At 69.2% G+C, this 21,216-nt stretch carries 18 protein-coding genes; 7 read left to right on the forward strand and 11 right to left on the reverse strand.

Translation table 11 applies throughout. The features are described 5' to 3' along the window. The gene (locus BI335_RS04050) at nucleotides 1-1,425 is read left to right on the forward strand and encodes an amidase (RefSeq protein ID WP_094429763.1); all 1,425 of its coding nucleotides are present in this window, start codon (nucleotides 1-3) and stop codon (nucleotides 1,423-1,425) included. Here the strand turns inward: BI335_RS04050 and BI335_RS04055 are convergent, their stop codons facing one another. After that, nucleotides 1,426-1,959, reverse strand: coding sequence for a YbaK/EbsC family protein (locus BI335_RS04055; RefSeq protein ID WP_094429764.1), 534 nt, complete (start codon nucleotides 1,957-1,959; stop codon nucleotides 1,426-1,428). Between the two features lie 53 nt (nucleotides 1,960-2,012). Between BI335_RS04055 and BI335_RS04060 the strand changes: the two genes are divergently transcribed. Both BI335_RS04060 and BI335_RS04065 read left to right on the forward strand, forming a co-directional pair. Next, complete coding sequence (locus tag BI335_RS04060) at nucleotides 2,013-3,296, forward strand: MFS transporter (RefSeq protein ID WP_229119439.1); 1,284 nt, start codon at nucleotides 2,013-2,015, stop codon at nucleotides 3,294-3,296. Between the two features lie 80 nt (nucleotides 3,297-3,376). Beyond that, on the forward strand, nucleotides 3,377-4,192 hold the full coding sequence (locus tag BI335_RS04065) for an alpha/beta hydrolase (protein WP_094429790.1): 816 nt from the start codon (nucleotides 3,377-3,379) through the stop codon (nucleotides 4,190-4,192). 167 nt (nucleotides 4,193-4,359) lie between these two features. On the opposite strand, the gene BI335_RS04070 is transcribed toward BI335_RS04065, so the two are convergent. The 4 genes from BI335_RS04070 to BI335_RS21780 all read right to left on the reverse strand — a co-directional run bounded on the left by BI335_RS04070 (nucleotide 4,360) and on the right by BI335_RS21780 (nucleotide 9,176). Next, nucleotides 4,360-6,747, reverse strand: a complete 2,388-nt coding sequence (locus BI335_RS04070; RefSeq protein WP_094429766.1) for a bifunctional salicylyl-CoA 5-hydroxylase/oxidoreductase — start codon at nucleotides 6,745-6,747, stop codon at nucleotides 4,360-4,362. A 4-nt stretch (nucleotides 6,748-6,751) separates the two neighbouring features. Further along, a complete protein-coding gene (locus BI335_RS04075) occupies nucleotides 6,752-7,654 on the reverse strand; it encodes an AMP-binding enzyme (RefSeq protein WP_094429767.1) in 903 nt (300 codons plus the stop codon). Nucleotides 7,655-7,767: 113 nt separating this feature from the next. Then, nucleotides 7,768-7,965, reverse strand: coding sequence for a DUF6537 domain-containing protein (locus tag BI335_RS04080; RefSeq protein WP_144009067.1), 198 nt, complete (start codon nucleotides 7,963-7,965; stop codon nucleotides 7,768-7,770). Continuing rightward, complete coding sequence (locus tag BI335_RS21780) at nucleotides 7,962-9,176, reverse strand: indolepyruvate oxidoreductase subunit beta family protein (RefSeq protein ID WP_324252821.1); 1,215 nt, start codon at nucleotides 9,174-9,176, stop codon at nucleotides 7,962-7,964. Before BI335_RS21780 ends, BI335_RS04080 begins: the two co-directional genes overlap by 4 nt. 1,579 nt (nucleotides 9,177-10,755) lie before the next feature. Between BI335_RS21780 and nhaA the strand changes: the two genes are divergently transcribed. Then, nucleotides 10,756-12,693 carry a Na+/H+ antiporter NhaA gene (nhaA, locus tag BI335_RS04090; RefSeq protein ID WP_094429791.1) on the forward strand — a complete coding sequence of 646 codons (1,938 nt, stop codon included), beginning with the start codon at nucleotides 10,756-10,758 and terminating at the stop codon, nucleotides 12,691-12,693. A 9-nt stretch (nucleotides 12,694-12,702) separates the two neighbouring features. Here nhaA and BI335_RS04095 read toward each other — a convergent pair whose 3' ends face one another. After that, nucleotides 12,703-13,122 (reverse strand): RidA family protein, encoded by a 420-nt coding sequence (locus tag BI335_RS04095; protein WP_172421730.1) that lies wholly within the window; start codon nucleotides 13,120-13,122, stop codon nucleotides 12,703-12,705. Between the two features lie 102 nt (nucleotides 13,123-13,224). Here BI335_RS04095 and BI335_RS04100 point away from each other — a divergent pair, with 102 nt between their 5' ends. Next, complete coding sequence (locus BI335_RS04100) at nucleotides 13,225-13,635, forward strand: cupin domain-containing protein (RefSeq protein WP_094355147.1); 411 nt, start codon at nucleotides 13,225-13,227, stop codon at nucleotides 13,633-13,635. Nucleotides 13,636-13,644: 9 nt separating this feature from the next. Here BI335_RS04100 and BI335_RS04105 read toward each other — a convergent pair whose 3' ends face one another. Genes BI335_RS04105 through BI335_RS04120 form a run of 4 tightly spaced genes read right to left on the reverse strand, consistent with a single transcriptional unit; the run spans nucleotide 13,645 to nucleotide 18,570 of the window. Next, complete coding sequence (locus BI335_RS04105; RefSeq protein ID WP_094429769.1) at nucleotides 13,645-14,505, reverse strand: PaaX family transcriptional regulator; 861 nt, start codon at nucleotides 14,503-14,505, stop codon at nucleotides 13,645-13,647. A gap of 9 nt (nucleotides 14,506-14,514) precedes the next feature. Continuing rightward, nucleotides 14,515-16,161: a phytoene desaturase family protein gene (locus BI335_RS04110; RefSeq protein ID WP_094429770.1), complete on the reverse strand. Its 1,647-nt coding sequence runs from the start codon at nucleotides 16,159-16,161 to the stop codon at nucleotides 14,515-14,517. Beyond that, nucleotides 16,158-17,753: a flavin-containing monooxygenase gene (locus tag BI335_RS04115; RefSeq protein ID WP_094355150.1), complete on the reverse strand. Its 1,596-nt coding sequence runs from the start codon at nucleotides 17,751-17,753 to the stop codon at nucleotides 16,158-16,160. Before BI335_RS04115 ends, BI335_RS04110 begins: the two co-directional genes overlap by 4 nt. A gap of 19 nt (nucleotides 17,754-17,772) precedes the next feature. Next, complete coding sequence (locus BI335_RS04120) at nucleotides 17,773-18,570, reverse strand: SDR family oxidoreductase (protein WP_094355151.1); 798 nt, start codon at nucleotides 18,568-18,570, stop codon at nucleotides 17,773-17,775. Nucleotides 18,571-18,731: 161 nt separating this feature from the next. Here BI335_RS04120 and BI335_RS04125 point away from each other — a divergent pair, with 161 nt between their 5' ends. Continuing rightward, nucleotides 18,732-19,685 carry an AraC family transcriptional regulator gene (locus BI335_RS04125; RefSeq protein ID WP_094355152.1) on the forward strand — a complete coding sequence of 318 codons (954 nt, stop codon included), beginning with the start codon at nucleotides 18,732-18,734 and terminating at the stop codon, nucleotides 19,683-19,685. Nucleotides 19,686-19,713: 28 nt separating this feature from the next. Next, complete coding sequence (locus BI335_RS04130) at nucleotides 19,714-20,496, forward strand: cyclase family protein (protein ID WP_094355153.1); 783 nt, start codon at nucleotides 19,714-19,716, stop codon at nucleotides 20,494-20,496. 20 nt (nucleotides 20,497-20,516) lie between these two features. On the opposite strand, the gene BI335_RS04135 is transcribed toward BI335_RS04130, so the two are convergent. Continuing rightward, nucleotides 20,517-21,155 (reverse strand): dihydrofolate reductase family protein, encoded by a 639-nt coding sequence (locus tag BI335_RS04135; RefSeq protein ID WP_094429771.1) that lies wholly within the window; start codon nucleotides 21,153-21,155, stop codon nucleotides 20,517-20,519. Nucleotides 21,156-21,216: the final 61 nt, after the last annotated feature.

Genomic DNA, 21,216 nt, shown 5'->3' on the forward strand with positions numbered 1-21,216 from the left:
ATGTCCGAGCTCTGCTTCCTGCCCGCCACGCGGCTGGCCCGGGCGATCGCCGATGGTGAGATCTCCTCCCGGGAGGCGACGGAGGCGTTCCTCACCCAGATCGACCGGATCAACCCACGCATCAACGCCGTCGTCACCCTGGTCGCCGAGCAGGCGCTGGCGGCGGCCGACCGTGCCGACGAGTACGCCGCCGGCAACGACGAACTGCCGGTCCTGCACGGGGTACCGATGCTGCACAAGGACACCCACGAGACCGCCGGGATCCGTACCACCAGCGGTTCGCCGATCTTCGCCGACCACGTGCCGGCGTCCGACGATCTGGTCATCGAGCGGCTGCACACCGCCGGCGTGATCACCCTCGGCAAGACGAATGTGCCCGAGTTCGCCGCCGGCTCACACACCTTCAATCCGGTCTTCGGGCGTACCGACAATCCCTATGACACAAGCAGATCCGCCGGCGGCAGCTCGGGCGGGCAGGCCGCCGCGCTGGCCACCGGGATGACCCCGCTCGGTGACGGTTCCGACCTCGGCGGTCCGCTGCGCAACCCGGCCGCGTTCTGCAATGTCGTCGGCCTGCGCCCCAGTCCCGGCCGGGTACCGCAGGCGCCCGACGACTTCGGCCAGTACACCCTCTCCACCAGCGGTCCGATGGCGCGCAGCGTCGACGACCTGGCCCTGCTGTTGTCCGCGATGGCCGGCCCCGATCTGCGCGCGCCGGCATCCCTGTCCGATCCGGGTTCCGATTTCCGCACCGTTCCCGAGATCGATCCGACACGGCTGCGGATCGCGGTGTCGGCGGACTTCGGCGGTCTGTTCGGGGTGGATCCGCAGATCATCACGGCCGTCCGCCGAGCGGCGGAAACCCTTGCCTCATTGGGGGCCCGGGTCGAGGAACGGCTGCCCGACCTGCGCGATGCGAACGACGTGTTCACCGTACGCCGAGCGTGGCAGTTCGCCAGCCGGCTCGGCCCGGTCGTCGATCGCCACCCCGACCGGGTCAAGCAGTCCGTCCGCGACAACGTCGCCGTCGGCCGGGCGCTCACCGTCGCCGATCTCACCCGCGCGATGGTGCGCGGCGAGCGGCTCTACCAGCGGATGCGGGAGTTCTTCACCGGTTACGACGCCCTGCTCGTGCCCGCCACCCAGGTGCTGCCGTTCGACGCCGAACTCGAATACCCCACCGAGATCGCCGGGAAACCGATGGCCAACTATCTGGAGTGGATGCGCGCCTGCAGCGACATCACCGCTACCGGGATGCCGGCGCTGAGCCTGCCGGGCGGCTTCAGCGCCGAGGGCTGGCCGATCGGCGTACAACTCCTCGCCGGTCCGCGGGCCGACAGGCAGCTGCTCTCGGTCGCCAAGGTGCTCGAGCAGGCGACCGGGTACGCCGACCAGCGGCCGGGCGTCCTCGACGCGCCCGCCTGATCAGGCCTGCGCCAGCTCCAACACCTCGGCACCGGGCAGCCGCGCCAGATCGCTGCCCCGGATGGCGATCTTGGACCCGCGCACCCCGCCGCCGATCACCACCCAGCCGGCATCGGCGACCCGCTGATCGACCAGCACCGGCCAGTCACCCGGCAGCCCGATCGGGGTTATCCCGCCGTACTCCATCCCGGTCAGGCTGGTCGCGGTTTTCATGCTGGCGAAGGAGATCTTGCGGACCTCGAGATGCTTGCGGACGGTCTTGTTCACATCGGCCCGGTCGGTGGCCAGCACCATGCACGCAGCCATCCGGGTGGTCTCACCGCGGCGGCCCTCGACCACGACACAGTTCGCCGATTCCGCGAGCTCCACGCCGTACGCCTCGCAGAAGGTCGCGGTGTCGGCCAGCTCGGGATCGACCGGCGCGACCAGGCATTCAACGCCCAGCCCCTCGATCGCCAGCGCGGTCGGCGGGGCCACCAGCTCGGACCGGTCCAGGGCCGGCTGCCAGTCCAGGTTTCCGGGTGCATCGCTCATGCGGCCCAATCTAGCCAGCGCCCCGGCGCGAGGTGAGGCGTACCATGCTGCGAGTGCCTGCCTCACGCGTACGCCTCCGCGGCCTGCTCGCGGACACCCGGCCGCTGGGCAACGAGCACTTCCGCCGGCTCTGGCTGGCCAACATCATCACCGTGATCGGCGCCCAGCTGACCGTCGTCGCGGTCCCGGCGCAGATCTACGAGATCACCCAGGACTCCGCCTACGTCGGGCTGACCGGCATCTTCGGCCTGGTCCCGTTGATCGTCTTCGGCCTCTGGGGCGGGGCGCTCGCGGACGCCTTCGACCGGCGCAAGCTGCTGCTCTTCTCCACCTTCGGACTGATCGGCACCAGCGTCGGGTTCTGGGCACTGTCGGCCTTCGGCGTCCGGAACGTCTGGCTGATCCTCGTCGTTTTCGCACTGCAGCAGGCATTTTTCGGCCTCAACCAACCCGTCCGGGGTGCCGTGTTGCCGCGGCTGCTGCCCGGCGAACTGCTGCCGGCGGCGAACTCGCTCACCATGACCGTGGCCATGTTCGGTGCCATCGCCGGGCCGCTGGTGGGCGGCATGCTGATCCCCCTGCTCGGGTACGCCTGGCTCTATCTGCTCGACTCGGTGACGCTGCTGGCCACCCTCGGCGCGGTACTGAAGCTGCCGCCGCTGCCCTCGGAGCACGGGATCGGTGCGCCCGGGTTGCGGTCGGTGATCGACGGCTTCCGCTACCTGGGCACGCAGCCGGTGCTGCTGATGAGCTTCTTGGTCGACATCATCGCGATGGTCTTCGGGATGCCGCGGGCGCTGTTCCCCGAGATCGCACACACCGCATTCGGCGGCCCGCTCGGTGGTGGGCTGGCATTCGCGCTGCTGTTCGCCGGAATCCCCACCGGTGCGGTGCTCGGCGGGGTGCTGTCCGGGTGGGTCTCCCGGGTCGAACGACAGGGATTGGCGGTCGTGGTGGCCATCTGCGTCTGGGGTGCGGCGATGGTCGGCTTCGGGCTGGCGACCTGGCCGGCCGGTGGTCAGCTGCTGCCCTGGCTGGTGGTCGCTTTCGCGATGCTGGTCATTGGCGGGGCGGCTGACATGTCCTCGGCCGCGTTCCGGATGACGATGTTGCAGCAGGCGGCCAGCGACGCCGTGCGCGGCCGGTTGCAGGGTGTGTTCACGGTCGTGGTCGCCGGTGGCCCGCGGATCGCCGACGTGCTGCACGGGGCGGTCTCCTCCCGGATCGGCCCGGTCGCCACCACCGCCGGTGGCGGCGGTCTGGTGATCCTCGGCACGGTGATCGCGGCGCTGGCGATCCCGGTCTTCGTGCGCTATCGAGTGCCGCGCGGCCGGTGAACCGGTCGGGTCCGCAGCCCGATCCGGTACCGTCGTGGGCAGCAGGACGGCGGCAGCAGGTGGATGTGAGAGTGGAGCGGATGATGACGGACCCGGCAAGCACCGAGGGCGGAGCCGAGCCGCAGCTCGATATGGAATACCTGCCCTCGTTGACGGTCCCGAATGCCGACCGCTACTACCAGCAGTGGCAGTTGAACTCCCGCTCGGCCCGCGGCAACTATCCGCACCGTGAGGAGGCGTTCGGCAGCCGGCCCAACGAGGTGATGGACGTCTTCGAGCCGAATCGGCCCCGGGCCACGGTGCTGTTCATCCACGGCGGGTACTGGAAAGCCTTCTACAAGGAGGATTTCTCCTACCTGGCGCCGGAGTTGCTGGCGAACAAGTGCCGGGTGGTGATCCCCAGCTACGATCTCGCTCCGGAGGTCACGCTGACAGAGATCGTCGATCAGTTGCGGCGCTGCGTCTCCATGGTGGCCGAGCAGTGGTCCGATCCCCTGGTGATCTCCGGGCACTCCGCGGGCGGGCAGCTCGCGGCGATGCTGCACAGCACCGACTGGGAACAGCAACCGGGGCTCACTGCGCCGAAGATCACTGCCACCATTGGCCTTTCCGGGCTGTATGACCTGGAGCCGCTGCGTTACACCTCACTGCAGCAGACGCTGCAGATCACCGACGCCGAGGTCACCGAGCTGTCCGCGGTACGCCGGCACCCGACCACCCCGGCACCCTTCCTGGCCGCGGTCGGCCAGCTGGAGACCGAAGCCTTCCACGAACAGAGCCGGGAGCTCGCCGAGTGCTGGGGCGCCCAGGTCACCGGTCCGCGCTCGATGCCCGGGCACAACCACTTCACCGTCTGCGACGAGCTCCCCCGCCTGGTCGCCGAGGTGATCAATTAGGTGGTGCTCCGGCTGTGCGCGTAGCCGGACGGGCAGTACCGTTCGTCGAACCCAGTGGGACCGGATTTGATCATGGACTGGCGGGGGTACTGCCCGTCCGGTTACGCGCTCCGCGGCAGCTCATCTCGGGACGGCAGGTCCGGATGTGGCTTCGACTCGCTCGTCGCTCAGCCAGCGTGGGTGTCAGCCGGCAGCTTGGGTTGCCAGCGGACGTGGGTGGGGAGTTCACCGGTGTCCCGCTCCTGGATCAGCGCGAGCCGCGGGCGGACCGCGTCGGTCCGGGCGCTCGGTGGCTTCCGGCGCCCGGCCCGGTACTGGTTCGGCCACTCCGCACCCGGGCCGACGTACTCCTGCTCGGCGGCCGCGTGCAGGGTCCACTGCGGGTCGTAGAGATGGGTACGCCCCAGCGCGCACAGATCGGCGCGCCCGGCGAGCAGGATCGAGTTCACGTCGTCGTAGGAGGAGATCGCGCCGACCGCGATCGTGCTCACCCCGGCCGGCGCGGTGACCTCGTTGCGGATCCGGTCGGCGAACGGGGTCTGGTAGGAGCGACCGTACGCCGGCTGCTCCTCCTTGCCGATCTGCCCCGAGGAGACGTCGATGCCGTCGGCGCCGTGGGCGACGAAGGCCGCCGCGATCGCCATCGCGTCGTCGAGCTCGTTGCCGCCACCGATCCAGTCGACCGCCGAGATCCGCACCGTCAGCGGCTTCTCCGTCGGCCAGGCCTGGCGTACCGCGTCGAAGACCTCGAGCGGGTAACGCAACCGGTTCTCCAACGAACCGCCGTACTCGTCGGTGCGCTGGTTGGAGATCGGCGAGAGGAACGAGGACAGCAGATAGCCGTGCGCGCAGTGCAGCTCCAGCAGGTCGAAACCGGCCTCGGCGGCGCGCTTGGTCGCGGCGACGAACTCGTCACGAATCGTGTCCATCTCGGCCCGGGTGATCTCCCGCGGCACCTGGTTGTTCGGCCCGTAGGCCAGCGCGGACGGTCCGACGACCTCCCAGTTGCCCTCCGGCAGCGGGTCGTCGATGCCCTCCCACATCAGCTTGGTCGACCCCTTGCGACCGGAGTGGCCGAGCTGGGCGCCGACCTTGGCATTGCTGTGTCCGTGGCAGAAATCGACGATCCGGCGCCAGGCTGCGGTCTGCTCGTCGGTGTAGAGCCCGCCGCAGCCGGGGGTGATCCGGCCCTCGGGTGAGGTGCAGATCATCTCGGTCATCACCAGACCGGCACCGCCCATCGCCTTGCCGCCCAGGTGCACCAGATGGAACTCACCCGGCACGCCGTCCACCGCAGAGTACATGTCCATCGGCGAGACGATCACCCGGTTGACCAGCTCGAGCTGACCGATGCGGTGCGGCTGGAACATCGCCGGCACCACCTGCTCGGCCCCGGCCTGGCGCGCGAACGCCTCGTCCACCCGCCGCGCGAACTCGGGATCGCGCACCTTGAGGTTGTCATAGGTGATCCGCCGCGAGCGGGTGAGCAGGTTGAAGCAGAACGGGATCACGTCCTGATGGGTGTACTGGCCGAGATCCTCGAACCACTCCAGCGAGGCCTGCGCGGCGCGCTGGGTCGACTCGACGACCGGCCGGCGCTCTTCCTCGTACGCCTTCAGTGCGGTCTCGATGGTGGGGTTCTCGTACAGGCAGGCCGCCAGCGCGAGCGAATCCTCCATCGCCAGCTTGGTCCCCGAGCCGATGGAGAAGTGGGCGGTGTGCGCGGCGTCGCCGAGCAGCACCACATTGTCCTTCACCCAGTTCTCGTTGCGGACGGTGCGGAAGGTGATCCAGCGGGAGTTGTTGGAGAGCACCTGATGGCCCTCCAGTTCGTCGGCGAAGATCTCGGCGATCTTGGCGATCGATTCCTCGTCGGATTCACCCGGTGCGAATTCCTTGTTCTCGTTGACATCGAAGCCGGCACGCCGCCAGACGTCCTCGTGCATCTCCAGAAGGAAGGTCGATCCCTCATCGGAATAGGGATAGCCGTGGATCTGCATGACACCCCACGGGGTTTCCTTGATGTAGAACTTGAACGCCTCGAAGACCAGGTCGGTGCCCAGCCACATGTATTTGCACTTGCGCCAGTCCTCGGTGGGACCGAAGGTCTCGGCGTACCGGGGCCGGATGCTGGAGTTCACCCCGTCACAGGCCACCACCAGATCGTGGGTGGCGCTCAGCTCGTCGACATCGGGCGCCATCGTCTCGTAATGCACGGTGACACCCAGATCGGCGCAGCGCTGCTGCAGCATCTGCAGCAATTCCTTGCGGCTCATCGCCGCGAAGCCCTGGCCACCGACGGTGGTCAACTCGCCCTTGTAGTGGATGTCGATGTCGGTCCAGCGGGCGAACCGGTCGGCCATCATCTTCGCGATCTCGGTGTCGGCATTGCCGATTCCGCCCAGCGTCTCATCGGAGAACACCACCCCGAAGCCGAAGGTGTCGTCGGCGCGATTGCGTTCCCAGACGGTGATCTCGTGGTCCGCGCTGAGCTGCTTCATCAGCGCCGCGAAGTAGAGGCCGCCGGGGCCGCCACCGATGATTGCGATCTTCATCGTCTCACCTCTCCTGGGGGACTGCTGCGGGTTGCGCGGTCTCGGCAGCGAGCTGCTCGCGCAGTCGGAAGTGCTGCAGTTTGCCGCTGGGATTGCGCGGCAGGGCCGCGACGAAGCGGATGTCGCGCGGGTACTTGTAGGGCGCGATCTTCCGCTTCACGAAATCCTGGATCTCCTTGCGTTTCGCATCGTCGCCGACGATTCCGTCGCGGAGCACGACGAAGGCGCAGACCACCGAGCCACGGTCGGGATCGGGCCGGCCGACGACCGCGGTCTCGGCGACATCGGGATGCTGGTCGACCGCCATCTCGACCTCCGGCGCGCCGATGTTGTAACCGGAGGAGATGATCATGTTGTCCGAGCGCGCCGAGTACCAGAAGTACCCGTCCTCGTCCATGGTGAAGGTGTCGCCGGTGAGGTTCCAGCCGTCCTGGACGTAGTCCAACTGCCTGTCGTCGTTGAGATAGCGGCAGCCGATCGGGCCGCGGACCGCGAGCCGCCCGAGCGTACCGGGCGGGGCGTCGTTGCCGTCGGCGTCGACGATCTTCGCGCTGAAGCCGGGGACCGGGCGGCCGGTCGCGCCGGGGCGGATGTCGTCGTCGGCGGCGGAGATGAAGATGTGCAGCATCTCGGTGGCGCCGATGCCGTCGATCAGCCGCAGCCCGGTGCGGCGCTGCACCTCGTGCCAGACGTCCTCGGGCAGATGCTCCCCCGCCGACACCGCCCGGCGGACGCTGACGAGCTGGGAATCCTTGCCCTCCTTGAGGATCTGCCGGTACGCCGTGGGTGCGGTGAACAGGCAGGTCACGCGCACTTCGCCGAACTGCTCGCCTCGGCCGAATCGCTGCTCGGCCAACCCGATGCCGCCGCCCAGCTGGCCGCCCAGCGGGACCAAGCCCTGGCGCACGTCGGTTGAGCGAGCGCTAGCGAGTCGAAGCCAAGCGCAGCCGAGGACGTGGCTTCGACTCGCTCGTTCCTCGCTCGCTCAACCGGCGTCCGGGACGCTCGTTCCTCGCTCGCTCAACCGGCGTCCGGGCCGGCGCAGCAGAGCACCTCGCACGCCAGCTCGTAATCGGTGCGCGAGATCCGTACCGCCAGATCGAGCCAGGCGTCGATCTCGGCCTGCTCGTGCACGAACCGCAACGACCGCGGCCGGATCGGCCGGAGCCGGGCCAGAGTGGACAGCGTGGTGAACCCGAGCACCGAGGTGGTGTTCACCACGATCCCCTTGTGGGCAAAGAGATCGACCAGCTTCGCGAACGCGTCGTTCTCGCGCAGGCTGGCCCCGAGCCGGGCCGGCAGGGTGTCGGTGATCTCCTCCAGCTGCGGATGCCGTCGATGCGGGCGGGGCGCACCTTCTGCAGGGCCACCTGGATGGTGTCCTGGTAACACATCCACAGGGCGATCCAGCGGGCCGCCTCGGTGGTCAGCCGGGCCGCGCCGTCCGGGTCGGTCTCATAGCCCTCGAGCCGGGCGACCCGGTCCAGGTAGCGGTCGGCGTACGCATTGTCCTGATAGAGCGCGACCCGGGTGACGCCGCGGAGCAGCATCAGTTGCGCCGGTTCGGGGAAGGCCCGGGCGATCCGCTGGGCCTGGCTGCGCAGGTCGCTGCCGACCAGCCGGGTCGGGTCGTCGGCGGCTATCCTGCGCAGCTCGGCATCCTGCTCGGCCTGTTTCTCGGCGGCCGACTTCGGACGCGTACCGAGGGTCAGGAACACCTTCTGCGATGAGGATTCCGTCGGTTGCTCGGCCGCGTGCACCTCGGCCTGCGCCAACTCGAAGCCGGCACCGAAGGCCTTCAGCGACGCCTCGACCCCCTTGCCGGTGTCGCGGATGGTCTGCTCGAACTGTTCGCGGCTGAAATCGAGCGCCCCGGACCCGGCCAGGGCGCCGAACAGCGAGGCGCTGATCACGCTGCGGGCCTTGCTGGCCAGGGTGTTGAAGTCGGCGGAGATGAGCCGTTTCGCGGCGCGCTCGGCCCCGGCGATCAGTTCGCCGGAATCCACCCGGGCATCGGCCGGCCCGGACTTCTCCGCGATCGAGTAGACCCGGTTGGTGGAGGCGATCAGGGTGGTCCGATCGGGGGTGACGAAGCCACGCTGCACGGCCCGGCCGGCCTCCATCAGTTCGGAGGCGATCACCACATCCACCTCACCGGGGGTGGGCATGGTGGAGAGAATCGGTTCGCTGCGGGCATGCTGCTCGGAATCGGTCCGCGGCGGATACAGCTCGATGTAGTAGACGGTGGCACCGGTGCGCTGGGCGACGCCGGCGACCGAGGTGTTCTGGGTGGTCCAACCGGCCGCGCGGGCGGTGTCGGCGATCCAGTTGGAGAGTACGCCGCCGCCCTCGCCGCCCATCGCGAGCACGGCGATCGTGATCGGGCGCCGGAGGGCGGCCCCGCCGGCCGACCCGAGCCCGTACCCCATGGTGGTCGCCCCGAGATGGAACGGTGCCCCGGAGCCGAACAGGTGACAGCCGATGTCGGCGGAGACGTGGTGCTTGCCGGTCTTCTGCTCGGCCAGGGTGAGTGCGGAGAAGATCGGCGCTCCGGGCAGCCGGTGCACAGCCCCGGAGGCCGGGGCTGGACCACCTCGGCGGAAACCCTGCTGTTGAAGGGACTTTCCGGATCGTCGACATCGCGCAGCAACGCCGGCCGGGTGCGAACCAGCTCCGGGGCGTACCGGTCGAGGAACGCCGCGACGCCGCGGGTGACCACGGTCGGGGTGTAATCGCCGGCCTTCGCGAGCAGGTCCTTGCCGTGCAGCGCGGTGTCGACTCCGGCCCGCCGCAGCACCGCGTTGAGGTTCTGCTCGATGTAGTCGGGCTGTCCCTCCTCGACCAGCAGCACCGCCTTCTTGCCCCGGCAGAACCGGATCACTTCCTCATCGATGACCGGGTAGGTCACGTTCATCACATACAGCGGTACGTCGGTGTCACCGAATGCGTCGGAGCAGCCGAGCAGTTCCATGGATCGGTTGAGGGTGTTGTAGAGCCCGCCCTGGACGATGATCCCGACGTCGGCGGCATCCTCGGCGAGGAACTCGTTCAGCCCGTTCTCGGTGATGTAGCGCACCGCGGCCGGCCAGCGCTGGTCGACCTTCTCGATCTCGTGGGCGAAGCTCATCGGCGGCAGCACGATCCGCGACGGGTCGGTCTTCGGTGCCGACGCGGCCTCCTTCACCGTCATCACCGGACGGCGATTATCCTTGGCGGCAAAGGATCCGGTGAGATGACAGGACCGCAGCCGCAGCTCCAGCATCACCGGGGTGTTGGAGACCTCGGACAGTTCGAAGCCCTTCTCCACCGCGTCGACGATCGCGGAGATGTTCGGCCGCGGGTCGAGCAGCCACAGCTGCGACTTCATCGCGAACGCGTGGCTGCGTTCCTGCATGATCGAGGAGCCCTCGCCGTAGTCCTCGCCGACGATGATCAGCGCCCCGCCCATCACCCCGCCGCTGGCCAGGTTGGCGAGCGCATCGGAGGCCACATTGGTACCGACGGTGGACTTGAAGGTGATCGCGCCCCGCAGCGGATAGTGCACCGAGGCGGCCAGCATCGCGGCGGCGGTGGCCTCGGAGGCGGAGTTCTCGAAATAGACGTCCAGCTCGCCGAGGATCTCCCGGGCATCGCCGAGCACATCCATCAGGTGCGAGATCGGCGCGCCCTGGTAGCCACCGACATAGGCGACCCCGGACTGCAGCAGGGCCTTGGTCACCGCGAGGATGCCCTCCCCGTGGAAGTCCTCCCCGGCGCCCTTGCGCAGGTGCTTGACCTCGGTCGCGAAGGATCGCTCAGCCATGACCCCTCCCCAGATATGGCGTGCAGGAAACGTACGTCATCGAAGCAATCTAACCGAGGCGGTTGCCGACCGATAGCCCCGTGCCAGTCCTCGAACCCTGCTATCTGCTGGCAGTACCCAATCTGGACAAGGGAATCCCGGCCGCCGAACCCCGACGGAAGGCGGGCGGATGGCAGCGCGCATCGGCCATCCGCGAAGATGGCGGCATGACCGACCAGACGACCGAGCCGACCGACCAGACGGTGGAGCCGGAGGGTCGCACGCCCCGTCAGCTGACCCGCTACCTCTCCACCGAGGCGGGCAGCGCCGGCATCCTGCTGGCGGTCACGCTGATCGCGCTGATCTGGGCGAACTCGCCGTGGGGCGCCAGCTACGGCGAGCTCTGGCACACCGAGGGCACGGTGGCGCTCGGACCGCTGGAACTGAAGATGAGCCTGCAGCACTGGGTGAACGACGGGCTGATGGTGCTGTTCTTCCTGGTCCTCGGCCTGGAGGTACGCCGGGAGCTCTCGATGGGCGAGCTGACCGACCGGCGCCGGATCGCGGTACCGCTGGTGGCCGCCGGGATGGGCATCCTCATCCCCGCGCTGATCTTCCTGGCGCTCAACCCGAGCGGTGAGGCCGCCCGCGGCTGGGGTGCGGTGATCGGCACCGACACCGCGTTCATGCTGGGCGCGGTCGCACTGGCCGGTCCGCGCTGCCCGGCGCAGCTGCGGATCTTCCTGCTCACGCTGACGGTCTTCGACGACATCGCCGCGGTCTCGGTGATCGGCATCGCCTACGCCGAGAACATCAATTTCCTCGCGGTGGCGGTGATGATCGGCTGCCTGGTGGCGTTCGCGCTGCTCAGCCGGGCCGGCGTCTGGCGCACCTGGCCGTTCGGGGTGACGGTCTTCGTGCTCTGGCTGGCGACCCTGCTGTCCGGGCTGCATCCCTCGGTGGCGGGCATGCTCGCCGGGTTGATGATCCCCGCGCACGAGCCGACCCGCAGCGACGTGGACGATGCGACCAGCCTGTTCCGCGCGTTCCGGCAGTCCCCGCTGCCGGACTCCGGCCAGCAGGCCCAGCGTGGCCTGCAGCGGGTGGTGTCGGTCAACGAGCGGTGGCAGGTCGCGCTGCATCCGTGGACGAGCTACTTCATCGTGCCGCTGTTCGCGCTGGCCAACGCCGGCGTCGCGCTCGGCGGGGGCGTACTCACCAACGCGTTGACCTCGACGCTCACCTGGGGTGTGGTGATCGGTCTGGTCGTCGGCAAGTTCCTCGGCATCGGCCTGGGGACCTTCCTGGCAACGAAACTGAAGCTCGGCAACCTGCCCGAGGGGGTCGGTTTCGGGCAGGTGCTCGGCGGTGCCGCGATGTCCGGTATCGGCTTCACCATGTCGCTGCTGATCATCGGTCTCGCCTTCGACGACCCCGCCCTGCAGACCGAGGCGACCGTCGGCGTACTGCTGGCCGCGGTGCTCGCCGCCATCGTCGGCTTCTCGACCTTCCAGATCGCCGCGCGGGTCTTCGGCCAGACCGAGGCGAGCCTGCCCTACCTCCTCTCCGAACCCGTCGAGATCGGCCGCGATCACTTCCGTGGCAACCCGGACGCCGAGCTGACGCTGGTGGAGTACGCCGATTTCGAGTGCCCGTTCTGCGGGGAGGCGACCGGCATGCTGGAGGATCTCACCGAGCGCCTGGGCGTCCGCGGCCGCTACATCTACCGGCATCTGCCGCTCACCGATGTGCATCCGCACGCCTTCGCCGCCGCCGTGGCGTCCGAGGCGGCATCCCGACAGAACGCGTTCTGGCCGATGCACAACAAGCTGTTCGGCAACCAGGACCACCTGGAACGGGACGACCTCATCCGGTACGCCGAGGAGCTGGGTCTGGATGTGGACCGATTCGCCGCCGACCTCGACGACCCGGCCCTTGCCGACCGGGTGCGTGCGGACATGGAGACCGCCCACGACAGCGGCGCCCGCGGTACGCCGACCTTCTTCGTCGGCGAGCGTCGGCACCAGGGCCCCTACGACGCCGCCCGGTTGGAGAGCGAACTGGTCGCCAGATTCGGCCGGCCGCCGTACCGCCGCGGCGAGATGACCAACGACGACGAACTCTCCGCCCAGGAGTCCGATCCCGAGCGGTTCAACGAGCCCTGAGCCGCAGGCTCAGCGAGCGGCGCCGGAGCCGATCACCGCGACGCCCTTGATCTCGATCAGGGCCTCCGGCTGCCAGAGCCGGGTGATGCCGATCCCGGCCATCGCCGGGTACTGAGAGCCCGCCATCTCGCGCCAGAGCCGCCCGATCTCGCGGCCGTTGGCCAGGTAGTCGTCCACGTCGGTGAGATAGATGGTCACATCGACCAGATCGTTCGGTTCGCCGCCGGCCTCGCGCAGCGTGGTGAGCACATTGCCGAAGGCCTGCTTGAACTGCTCCACGATGCCACCGGGCACGATGTTCATGTCGGCGTCCAGCGCGGTCTGGCCGGCCAGATAGACGGTGTCGCCGACCTTGGTGCCGTGCGCGAACCCCGACGGCTTGGGCAGGCTCGCGGGGTTGACGGTTTCCTTGCTGGGCACGTTCGACACGGGTTCTCCTCACCTGGCCGTACCCCTGTTCAGGGCCGGATGAAGGTGATAATATGACCGATGCATGACGATCGCAACACATCCGCTACATCGGGAGGTTCCATGCCCGCCATCACACCGCACGCCGATGACCTGAATTCCCTCCCTCCGTTGGCATCCCGGTATGTCGACGTCGAGTCGCTGCCGTGGCAGCCGACCGCCTCGGAGGGCATCACCATGAAGGTGCTGCTGTCGGAGCCGGAGACCGGCCTGCTCACCGCGCTGTTCAAGTGGGAGCCGGGGGCGGTGCTCTACAAGCACGAGCACGTGGAGATCGAGCAGACCTACGTGCTCGAGGGCAGCATCGTGGACGCCGAGGGCGAGGCCACGGTCGGGAACTTCACCTGGCGGCCGAAGGGCAACCAGCACAAGGCGCACTCCCCCAACGGCGCACTGGTGCTGAGCTGCTTCCTCAAGCCGAACAAGTTCCTCGAGGGCCCCTCGGCCGGCAAGGAACTGCTGCCGGAGGAGTGAGCGGGCCCCTCAGGCCGCTTCGGGGACGAGTACGCCGCGGGCGTGCCGTTCGGCGAGCGGCGCCAGGGTGTCGTTCAGCTCGGCGAACAGATCGGCGGCCGCCTGCCCGGGCCACGGCTCGGGCAGGTAGGCCAGCGGCAGCCCCGGATCCAGATAGGGCAACCGGCGCCACTGGGTGATCAGCGGCAGATAGTCGCGGAAGGCCTCCCGGGCCAGCTCGCCGCCGGCCCCGGAACGCCCACGCCAGCGCCGCCGGACCGGTTCCCAGCGCTGCAGGAATTCCTCGTACAGCAGGGAAAGCGCGGGCAGGTCCCACCACTTCGCGACCTTGTCGGCGAGGTCGACCGGGCCGAGCGCGGCGCCGGAGAAGAAGTCGACGTAGCTCGCCAGCTGCTCCCGTTCCAGCTCGGCCAGCGTGGACTCGAACAACCATCCCGGTGCGATCCACAGCCCCGGGGTCACCGAGCCGAAGCCCCGCTTGGTGAACATCGTCCGGATCCGGTGCCGCAGATGGCGTTGCGCCTCCGGCACGGTGAACGCGGCCAGCATCCACGGCTCGTCGACCCTCGCCCGGCGGGGATCGAAGATCCGTCGGTCGCCCTCGGCGAAGACCTCCTGCAGGGCTGGTACCAGGGCGTACCCGGCCTGGCCACCCGGCCGGGTACTGGTCAGCACCCCGCGCTTCTTCAACCGGGACACCGACGAGCGCACCGCGGCGGACTCCGCGCCCAGATCCCCGAGCAGCTGGATGAGCCCGGAGACCGCGATGCTGCCCCCGTTGCTGCGGCCGTAGAGCCCGAAGATGCTGACGATCAGCTGCTGATGGCGGGGCAGTCCCTCCAACCGGTCACCGTCCTGCTGCACGCTCATCGGCGCAGACTATCGCCCCAGCCGCCGGCGGAGCCGCTGCAGCCGCGGTGCGTCCCCGGCGAGCAACTGCTGGGCAGCCAGGTGCCCCGAACCGCCGCCCAGACCGGGCCCCGGGTGGGTGCTGGCGCCGATGTGCCACAGCCCCGGAACGACCGTGCGGTGCCGGCCGGTCGCGGGCCCGGGCCGCCAGAGCAGGTTCTGGTGCAGCTCCGCCGAACCGCTGTAGGGGTCGCCGTGCTGGGCGTTCGGGTTCCACCAGGTCAGATCGGGCGGGGCCAGCGCGTGCACCTCCCGGACGCTGTCGCGCACCCCTGGGGCGTACTCCTCGAGCTGGCGAAGCACCCGGTCCAGGAAACCCGCGCAGAGCTCGGGGGCCCAGCCACCGGTGGTGTCCAGCTCCCCGGCCGCATCCCCGCCGGGGGCGTACGGGACCTCCTGGAGCTGCAGCCACAACTGCCCGCGACCGGTGGGGACCCGGGTCTCATCGAGCAGGAACTGCTGGCCGACGACCACCGTGGGCCGGCGCGGCAGCAGCCCCGCGCTCGCCTCGGCGCAGGCGATCCCGGTCGATGCCGAACCCGAGGAGAGATGCACCAGCGGTACGCCGGCGAGTTCGCCGGCCTGCCACTGCAGCGGCCGGTCCAGCGAGAGGTGCACCTGCATGGCGCCGCGGCCGTAGCGGTAGGCCTGCGCCTCGGCACGCTGCCTCGGTGGCGCATCGGGCAGCAGCTCCTGCCAGAGCGCCTGCGGGGTCACCGAGCACAACACCGCCCGCTCCGCCCGCAGCCGCTGCCCATCGTCGGCGACCACCCCCACGGTGCGCCCGTCCTCGACGATCAACCGTTCCACCCGGCGACCGGTCAGCACCGTCACCCCGCGTTCGGCGAGCAGCCTCTCGAAGGCCGCCACGAACTCCCCCGCACCCCCGGTGACCACCGGCAGTCCGGCGCCGTGCATGGTGGCCGCGAACAACGGCACCATCAACCCACCGCTGGCGGCATCCGGGTTCAGCCCACCGTGCAGCAGCCAGGGCACCCAGAGCTGGTCCACCTCACCGCCGGTGAACATGCGCGCACACCAGGCCCGGCCCGACATCGCGGTGTCCCGGGCCCAACCCTCGACCCGGGCGAGGCCGCCGCGGCGCAGCAGCCGCCAGAGCGGGCCCGCGGCGGCGGGGGAACGCAGCTCGGTGCCCAGCAGCTCACCGATCACGTCGAGATCGGCGCCGAGCCGCTCCAGTGCCTTCAGGTACGCCGACCGGTCCGCCTCGGCGGCGAAGCCGGCCGCGGTCTGCTCCGGGTCGCGGTGGGCGACGACCACCGAGTCCGGACCGACCGAGGCCGTCAACGGACCGTCGGTGTTGCGATAGCTGAGCCCGTGCCGGGCCAGGTCCGCACCCAGTTCGGCATAGGCGCCGCCGGTGTGGAAGAGCGGATGCCAGCTGGAGAAGGTGTCGTGGATGAAGCCCGGCTCGGTCAGCTCGGCGGAGGCGATGAAACCGCCGATCCGCTCGTGCTCGTCGATCAGGCAGACCCGCCAACCGGCACCGGCCAGTTCCGCGGCGGCCACCATGCCGTTGATGCCGGCACCGACGACGATCGCGTCGTGGTCCGCAGCCCGGGTCCGCTCCTGCTGGATCTGGCCGTTCTGGGTCATTGCCTCCCCGCTCCGGCGGTCTGGCGCGTCGCTGCCGCCTGGTCACCGGGCCGGTCCGATGCACCGGCCGGTTCCAGTTTCGCACCGGCACGGCGTGCGTGGCGAGCGATCAGGCGCTGCGGGATGTCGCGGTAGTCGCTGGCTGCCGGCGGTCGCAGCCACTGCCCGACCCGGACCGCAGGGGTGACGTCGAGACCGATATCGGAGAGGATCTCGTCCACGTTGTGCATCGAGAACGGGATGATGTTGGTGCCACGGGCGTGATGACCCTCGGTGCGTTCGGCCATCCAGCGCAACCGCTCGGTGACCAGCCGGCGCCGCTCGGCCACCGGCGGCAGCTCCAGTTCACCCATCAGGTGGGCGCCGATCCAGATCGCCGCGGCCTCGGCCGAGAGCGGGGAGAAGAACGAGGAGTTGTAACCACAGAAGGCGATTCCGGGCACCTCGTGCGGCAGGATCTGGCGGTAGAGCTCGAAGTTGCCCCGGTCGTCGGTGATCCGCTGCTGCAGGTCCGAGGACAGGAACGGCACCTCCTGGCGGAAGCCGGTGGCGCAGACGATCACCTCGGCGGGCACGGTCTCACCGGTGCTGAGGGTCGCGGCGGGCATCCCGTCGTCGACGGTGAGGGCGGTGATGGTGGCGTCCCGCACCACTCGCAGGTCACCGGATTCGACTTTCTCATAGAAACCCTCGGTGACCAGGGAGACGGTCGAGCGGGCGATCCGTTCGAAGGAGCCCTCGGGGACCAACCCGAGTCGGCGCAGCTTGAGCTGTCTGGTGGCGACCTGTTGGACGCTGCCGAGCATCGAGGTGGTGACCGGTTTTCCCCTGCCGTGCATGAATTTCTCGATCCCGCGCAGGTGCTGGTACTCGAACAGCGCCTCACCGAGCCGGGTGAGCATCAGGTGCTTGAAGTTGAGGACGCCCATCAGCATCCGGGGCATCTTCCACAGCAACTGCCGGGCGACCACGGTGGTGGTCGCCGCACCCTCCGACAGCGAGACCGCGACATCGCAGGCCGATTTGCCATAGCCGACGACGACCAGGTCACGGCCGCGCACCTCGTCGACCGACTGCACCTCGCTGGGTGCGCAGACCCGCCCACCCGCGGCCTCGAATTCGGTACGCCCCGGCCAGTCGGGGATGGCGGGGGTGGAGAAGATCCCGTTGGCGACCACCACGAAGTCGAAGTCCTCGCTGGTCTCTGCGCCGTCGTGGCGGGTGGTGATTCGCCAGCGGGTGTCACCGGGTCGGCGCTGGCTCGACCCGGGTTCGGATTCCTCGACCGAGACCACCTCGGTGGCGAGCCGCAGGTGCGGTCGCAGACCGAACAGGGTGGCGTACCCCTCGAGATAGGCCTGCACCTGGGCGCCGCTGGGCCATTCGGGATACGAGTCCGGCATCGGCAGGTCGGAGAGGTAGTAGGTGTCCTTGTTGTTCTGTGTGCACAGGCCGGGATAGCGGCGGGTGCGGCTCCACACGCCACCGACGTCCGGGCACTTCTCGAAGACGGTGACCTGGTGGCCGAAGTCGCGCAGGTGTTTGGCGGCGGCCAGGCCGGCGAATCCGGCTCCGATGATGGCGATCAACATGTCGTCCTCGTCTCGGTGATCATTCGCTGAGTTGCGGAATCGCGGGGACGGCCTGTTCCGGTCCCATTGCGGAATAGCCACCGTCGGCGGCCCAGTCGGCCCCGGTGACCACGGAGGCGGAATCGCTGACCAGGAAGGAAACGACGCGACCGACCTCGATCGGGTCACCGACCCGACCGGTGAGGTGGAAGGGGGCGGCCACCCGGTCGGTCCTGGCCCGATCGCCACCGGAGAGGGTGTCCATCACCTTCGACCAGGTCCACCCGGGGCTGACCGAGTTGACCCGGATCCCGTCACCGGCCAGGTCCATCGCCATCGAGCGGGTGACCTGCACCAGCGTCGCCTTGGTGGCCGGATAGACCCAGCGGCCGGTCTGGGCGACCGAGGAGGAGATCGAGGTGAAGTTGACCACCGCGCCGTGGCCGCTGGCGGCGAGCTTCTCCCGCGCGGCGCGGACCAGCTGCACCGCCGAGACGACATTCACATCCAAGGCGCTCAACCAGTCCTGGCGGCTGGTGTCCGCACCGTCGTCGAGGTAGCTGCAGGCCAGGTTGACCACGATGTCGATCCGGTCCTGGTCGGCGACCAGGTCGGCCAGCGCGGTGTCGTCGGTGATGTTGACCCGCTCGAATCCGACACCCAGTTCCTCGACCAGCGGCCGGGCCCCCTCGGCGTCGATGTCGACCACGACGACCTCGGCACCGTCGGCGTGCAGGGCGCGGACCACGCCCTGCCCGACCAGGGTCGCACCCCCGGTCACGAGTGCAGTCCGCCCGGCCAGCGGCTTCTCGGTTGCCTGCTCGGTGGCTGTCTCCATGGCATCGGAACGCTAGGTCGGCCCCGGTGCGGGTGCTATCCGAATTGCGACCGGCACACCGAATCAATGCCGGGATCATGTCGACAGTCTTCATAACGACACAGATCCCGCCTAAGGTGTGAGCCACCGCACAACGAACGTGGCCGGGTGAGGAGGGCGAGATGCGCGAAGCCGTGCTGGAACGCCGCACCCTGCACACCACCGCCGTGGAACGCGCGCGTGAGGAGATCGGTGAGGTCTTCTGCCCGCACCGGTTGCAAGCCGGACCCGACGGGGTGGATGTCCGGTTCAGCGCCCATCGCAGCGGCGGGGTCGCGGTCGTCGGACTGGACTACGGGCATCGGGTGCGGATCACCCCGGGCCGGCTCGAGGACTTCTATCTGGTGATGGTGCCACTGGCCGGCCGTGCGCTGATCGACCACGGCACCGACCACTTCGTGTCCACCCCGGCCAATGCGGCGATCCTCTCGCCGACCGAGGCGGTCGACATGCACTGGGGTGAGCACAATCCGCAATTGCTGTGCTGGTTGGACCGCGAGGCGGTCGAACAGGAGCTCGCCCTGCTCGCCGACGACGAGCCGGCCGGGCCGTTGCGATTCCAGGCCCAGCTGCCGGTCGAGGATCCGGCGGTGCGCTCCTGGCTCGGTTCGGTGCGCCGGCTCTGGCAGCAGTTGAGCGACCCGACCGCGCAGCGCCCGCGGCGCTGGGAGCGTACCGTGCTGACGACGCTGCTGCTGACCCAGCCGCACAACCATTCCGAGCTGATCCGCACCCGGAGCGGCAATGCAGCGACCGTGCATCGGGCCACCGCCTGGATGGAGGCCCGGATCGCCGAGACGATCGACCTGCCGCAGGTCGCCGCCGGCATCGGGGTCGGTGTACGCCAACTGCAGAAGGCATTCCGCGCCGAACTCGACGAGTCACCGGCCGCCTGGTTGAAGCGGCGCCGGCTGGACCTGGCCCGGCAGCGACTGGAGCTGGCCGCGCCCGGTTCGACCACGGTGACCGCGGTGGCCGGAGAGCTGGCCATCAACCACCTCGGCCGGTTCTCCACCGAATATCGCGAGGCCTTCGGCGAGTCACCGTCGGCGACGCTGAACCGGCACGTCGTCTGACCCGATCCCAACCAACGAAGGAAAATCGATGAAGATCCTGCAGCAACTGTCCGAGGCCATCGGCAGCGGCCAGATCGAGGTGATCGACCTGACCTCACCGCTGAACGCCGAGACCCCGATCCTGCAGCTGCCGCCGGAGTTCGGTCAGACCTGGCCCTTCCAGCTGGAACTGATCAGCGACTGCGACGAACAGGGGCCGGGCTGGTACTGGAACAACTTCCGCACCGGTGAGCACACCGGCACCCACTTCGATGCGCCGAACCATTGGGTGACCGGGCGGGACAAGGAGGACATCGCCTCGGTCGCCCCGGACAAGCTCCTCCGTCCGGCGGCGGTCATCGACGTCACCGACGAGGTGGCCCAGGACGTCGACTTCATGCTGACCGTCGAGCACGTCAAGGCGTGGGAGGCGGAGAACGGGCCACTGCCCGAGGGCGGTTGGCTGATCGTGCGCACCGGTTGGGCGCCGCGCACCTATGACCAGGACGAGGCGCTCGGCAACAGCGAGACCGGCCCGCATTCGCCGGGAATGACACCGGAGTGCGCACAGTGGCTGGCCGAGGAGACCCCGATCCAGGGCATCGGCGTGGAGACCGTCGGCACCGACGGCGGCATCGCGCACTCCTTCGAGCCGGCGTTCCCCTGCCACTCGTTCATGCTCGGCGCCGGGAAATACGGGATCACCCAGCTGAAGAACGTGGACAAGCTGCCGACCACCGGCGCGATGATCGTGGCCACCCCGCTGCCGATCGTCAACGGCTCCGGCTCCCCGGCCCGGGTGCTCGCCCTCGTCGAACGCGCAACCAGCTGACCTTGACCGCCGGGCCGGGGTCAGCCCTTCCGGTTCCAGAACTGGTGGATCAGGCCGGTCGGGCTCGCGACGGCCTCCAGGTCGAACCTGTCCTGCACACCACCGAGGCCGTCCCACAGCGAGGTTCCCTCGCCGAGCACGATCGGCACCGTCACCAGGTGCAGGAAGTCGACCAGGTCAGCGGCCAGGAACTGCCGGATGGTGCTCGGTCCGCCACCGAGCCGCACGTCCAGCCCGTTCGCCGCATCCTGTGCCCGGGCGAGGATCTCGGTCGGTGCCCCCTCGACGAAGTGGAAGCTGGTGCCGTTGTCGAAGTGCATCGGCTCCCGCGGGTGATGGGTCATCACGAACACCGGGGTGCCGAACGGTGGCTCCTCATCCCACCAGCCGCGCCAGCCGTCATCGGGCCAGGGCCCGCTCTGCGGTCCGAACTTGCGCCGGCCCATGATCTCGGCACCGATGCCCTGGCCCCACAGCGAGGTCAGCGCGCGGTCGAGGGTGATCGGGGCGTCCGCCTTGTCGACGCCATGGATCACCCGGCCGTCGAACCGGGAGAACAGCTGGCCGGCCTGCCCGATCGGTTCGTCACGGGTGACATGGGTGCCGGCGGCGTAACCGTCGAGGGATACCTGCAGATTGTGTACGCGGGTGCGGGACATGGCACCGACGCTAGTCACCCGGATGGGTGGGGTCTTCTCCTGTCTTGCGGTCCCCGACCCG

Source organism: Enemella evansiae, from assembly GCF_002250705.1.
GTDB classification, from domain to species: domain Bacteria; phylum Actinomycetota; class Actinomycetes; order Propionibacteriales; family Propionibacteriaceae; genus Enemella; species Enemella evansiae.

What these genes read in the sequence shown, in the direction of transcription:
- BI335_RS04050 (WP_094429763.1), top strand. Translation starts at nt 1, where the DNA reads ATGTCCGAGCTCTGCTTCCTGCCCGCCACGCGGCTGGCCCGGGCGATC.
- BI335_RS04055 (WP_094429764.1), bottom strand. Translation starts at nt 1,959, where the DNA reads ATGAGCGATGCACCCGGAAACCTGGACTGGCAGCCGGCCCTGGACCGG.
- BI335_RS04065 (WP_094429790.1), top strand. Translation starts at nt 3,377, where the DNA reads ATGATGACGGACCCGGCAAGCACCGAGGGCGGAGCCGAGCCGCAGCTC.
- BI335_RS04070 (WP_094429766.1), bottom strand. Translation starts at nt 6,747, where the DNA reads ATGAAGATCGCAATCATCGGTGGCGGCCCCGGCGGCCTCTACTTCGCG.
- BI335_RS21780 (WP_324252821.1), bottom strand. Translation starts at nt 9,176, where the DNA reads ATGGGGTACGGGCTCGGGTCGGCCGGCGGGGCCGCCCTCCGGCGCCCG.
- nhaA (WP_094429791.1), top strand. Translation starts at nt 10,756, where the DNA reads ATGACCGACCAGACGACCGAGCCGACCGACCAGACGGTGGAGCCGGAG.
- BI335_RS04100 (WP_094355147.1), top strand. Translation starts at nt 13,225, where the DNA reads ATGCCCGCCATCACACCGCACGCCGATGACCTGAATTCCCTCCCTCCG.
- BI335_RS04105 (WP_094429769.1), bottom strand. Translation starts at nt 14,505, where the DNA reads ATGAGCGTGCAGCAGGACGGTGACCGGTTGGAGGGACTGCCCCGCCAT.
- BI335_RS04110 (WP_094429770.1), bottom strand. Translation starts at nt 16,161, where the DNA reads ATGACCCAGAACGGCCAGATCCAGCAGGAGCGGACCCGGGCTGCGGAC.
- BI335_RS04115 (WP_094355150.1), bottom strand. Translation starts at nt 17,753, where the DNA reads ATGTTGATCGCCATCATCGGAGCCGGATTCGCCGGCCTGGCCGCCGCC.
- BI335_RS04120 (WP_094355151.1), bottom strand. Translation starts at nt 18,570, where the DNA reads ATGGAGACAGCCACCGAGCAGGCAACCGAGAAGCCGCTGGCCGGGCGG.
- BI335_RS04125 (WP_094355152.1), top strand. Translation starts at nt 18,732, where the DNA reads ATGCGCGAAGCCGTGCTGGAACGCCGCACCCTGCACACCACCGCCGTG.
- BI335_RS04130 (WP_094355153.1), top strand. Translation starts at nt 19,714, where the DNA reads ATGAAGATCCTGCAGCAACTGTCCGAGGCCATCGGCAGCGGCCAGATC.
- BI335_RS04135 (WP_094429771.1), bottom strand. Translation starts at nt 21,155, where the DNA reads ATGTCCCGCACCCGCGTACACAATCTGCAGGTATCCCTCGACGGTTAC.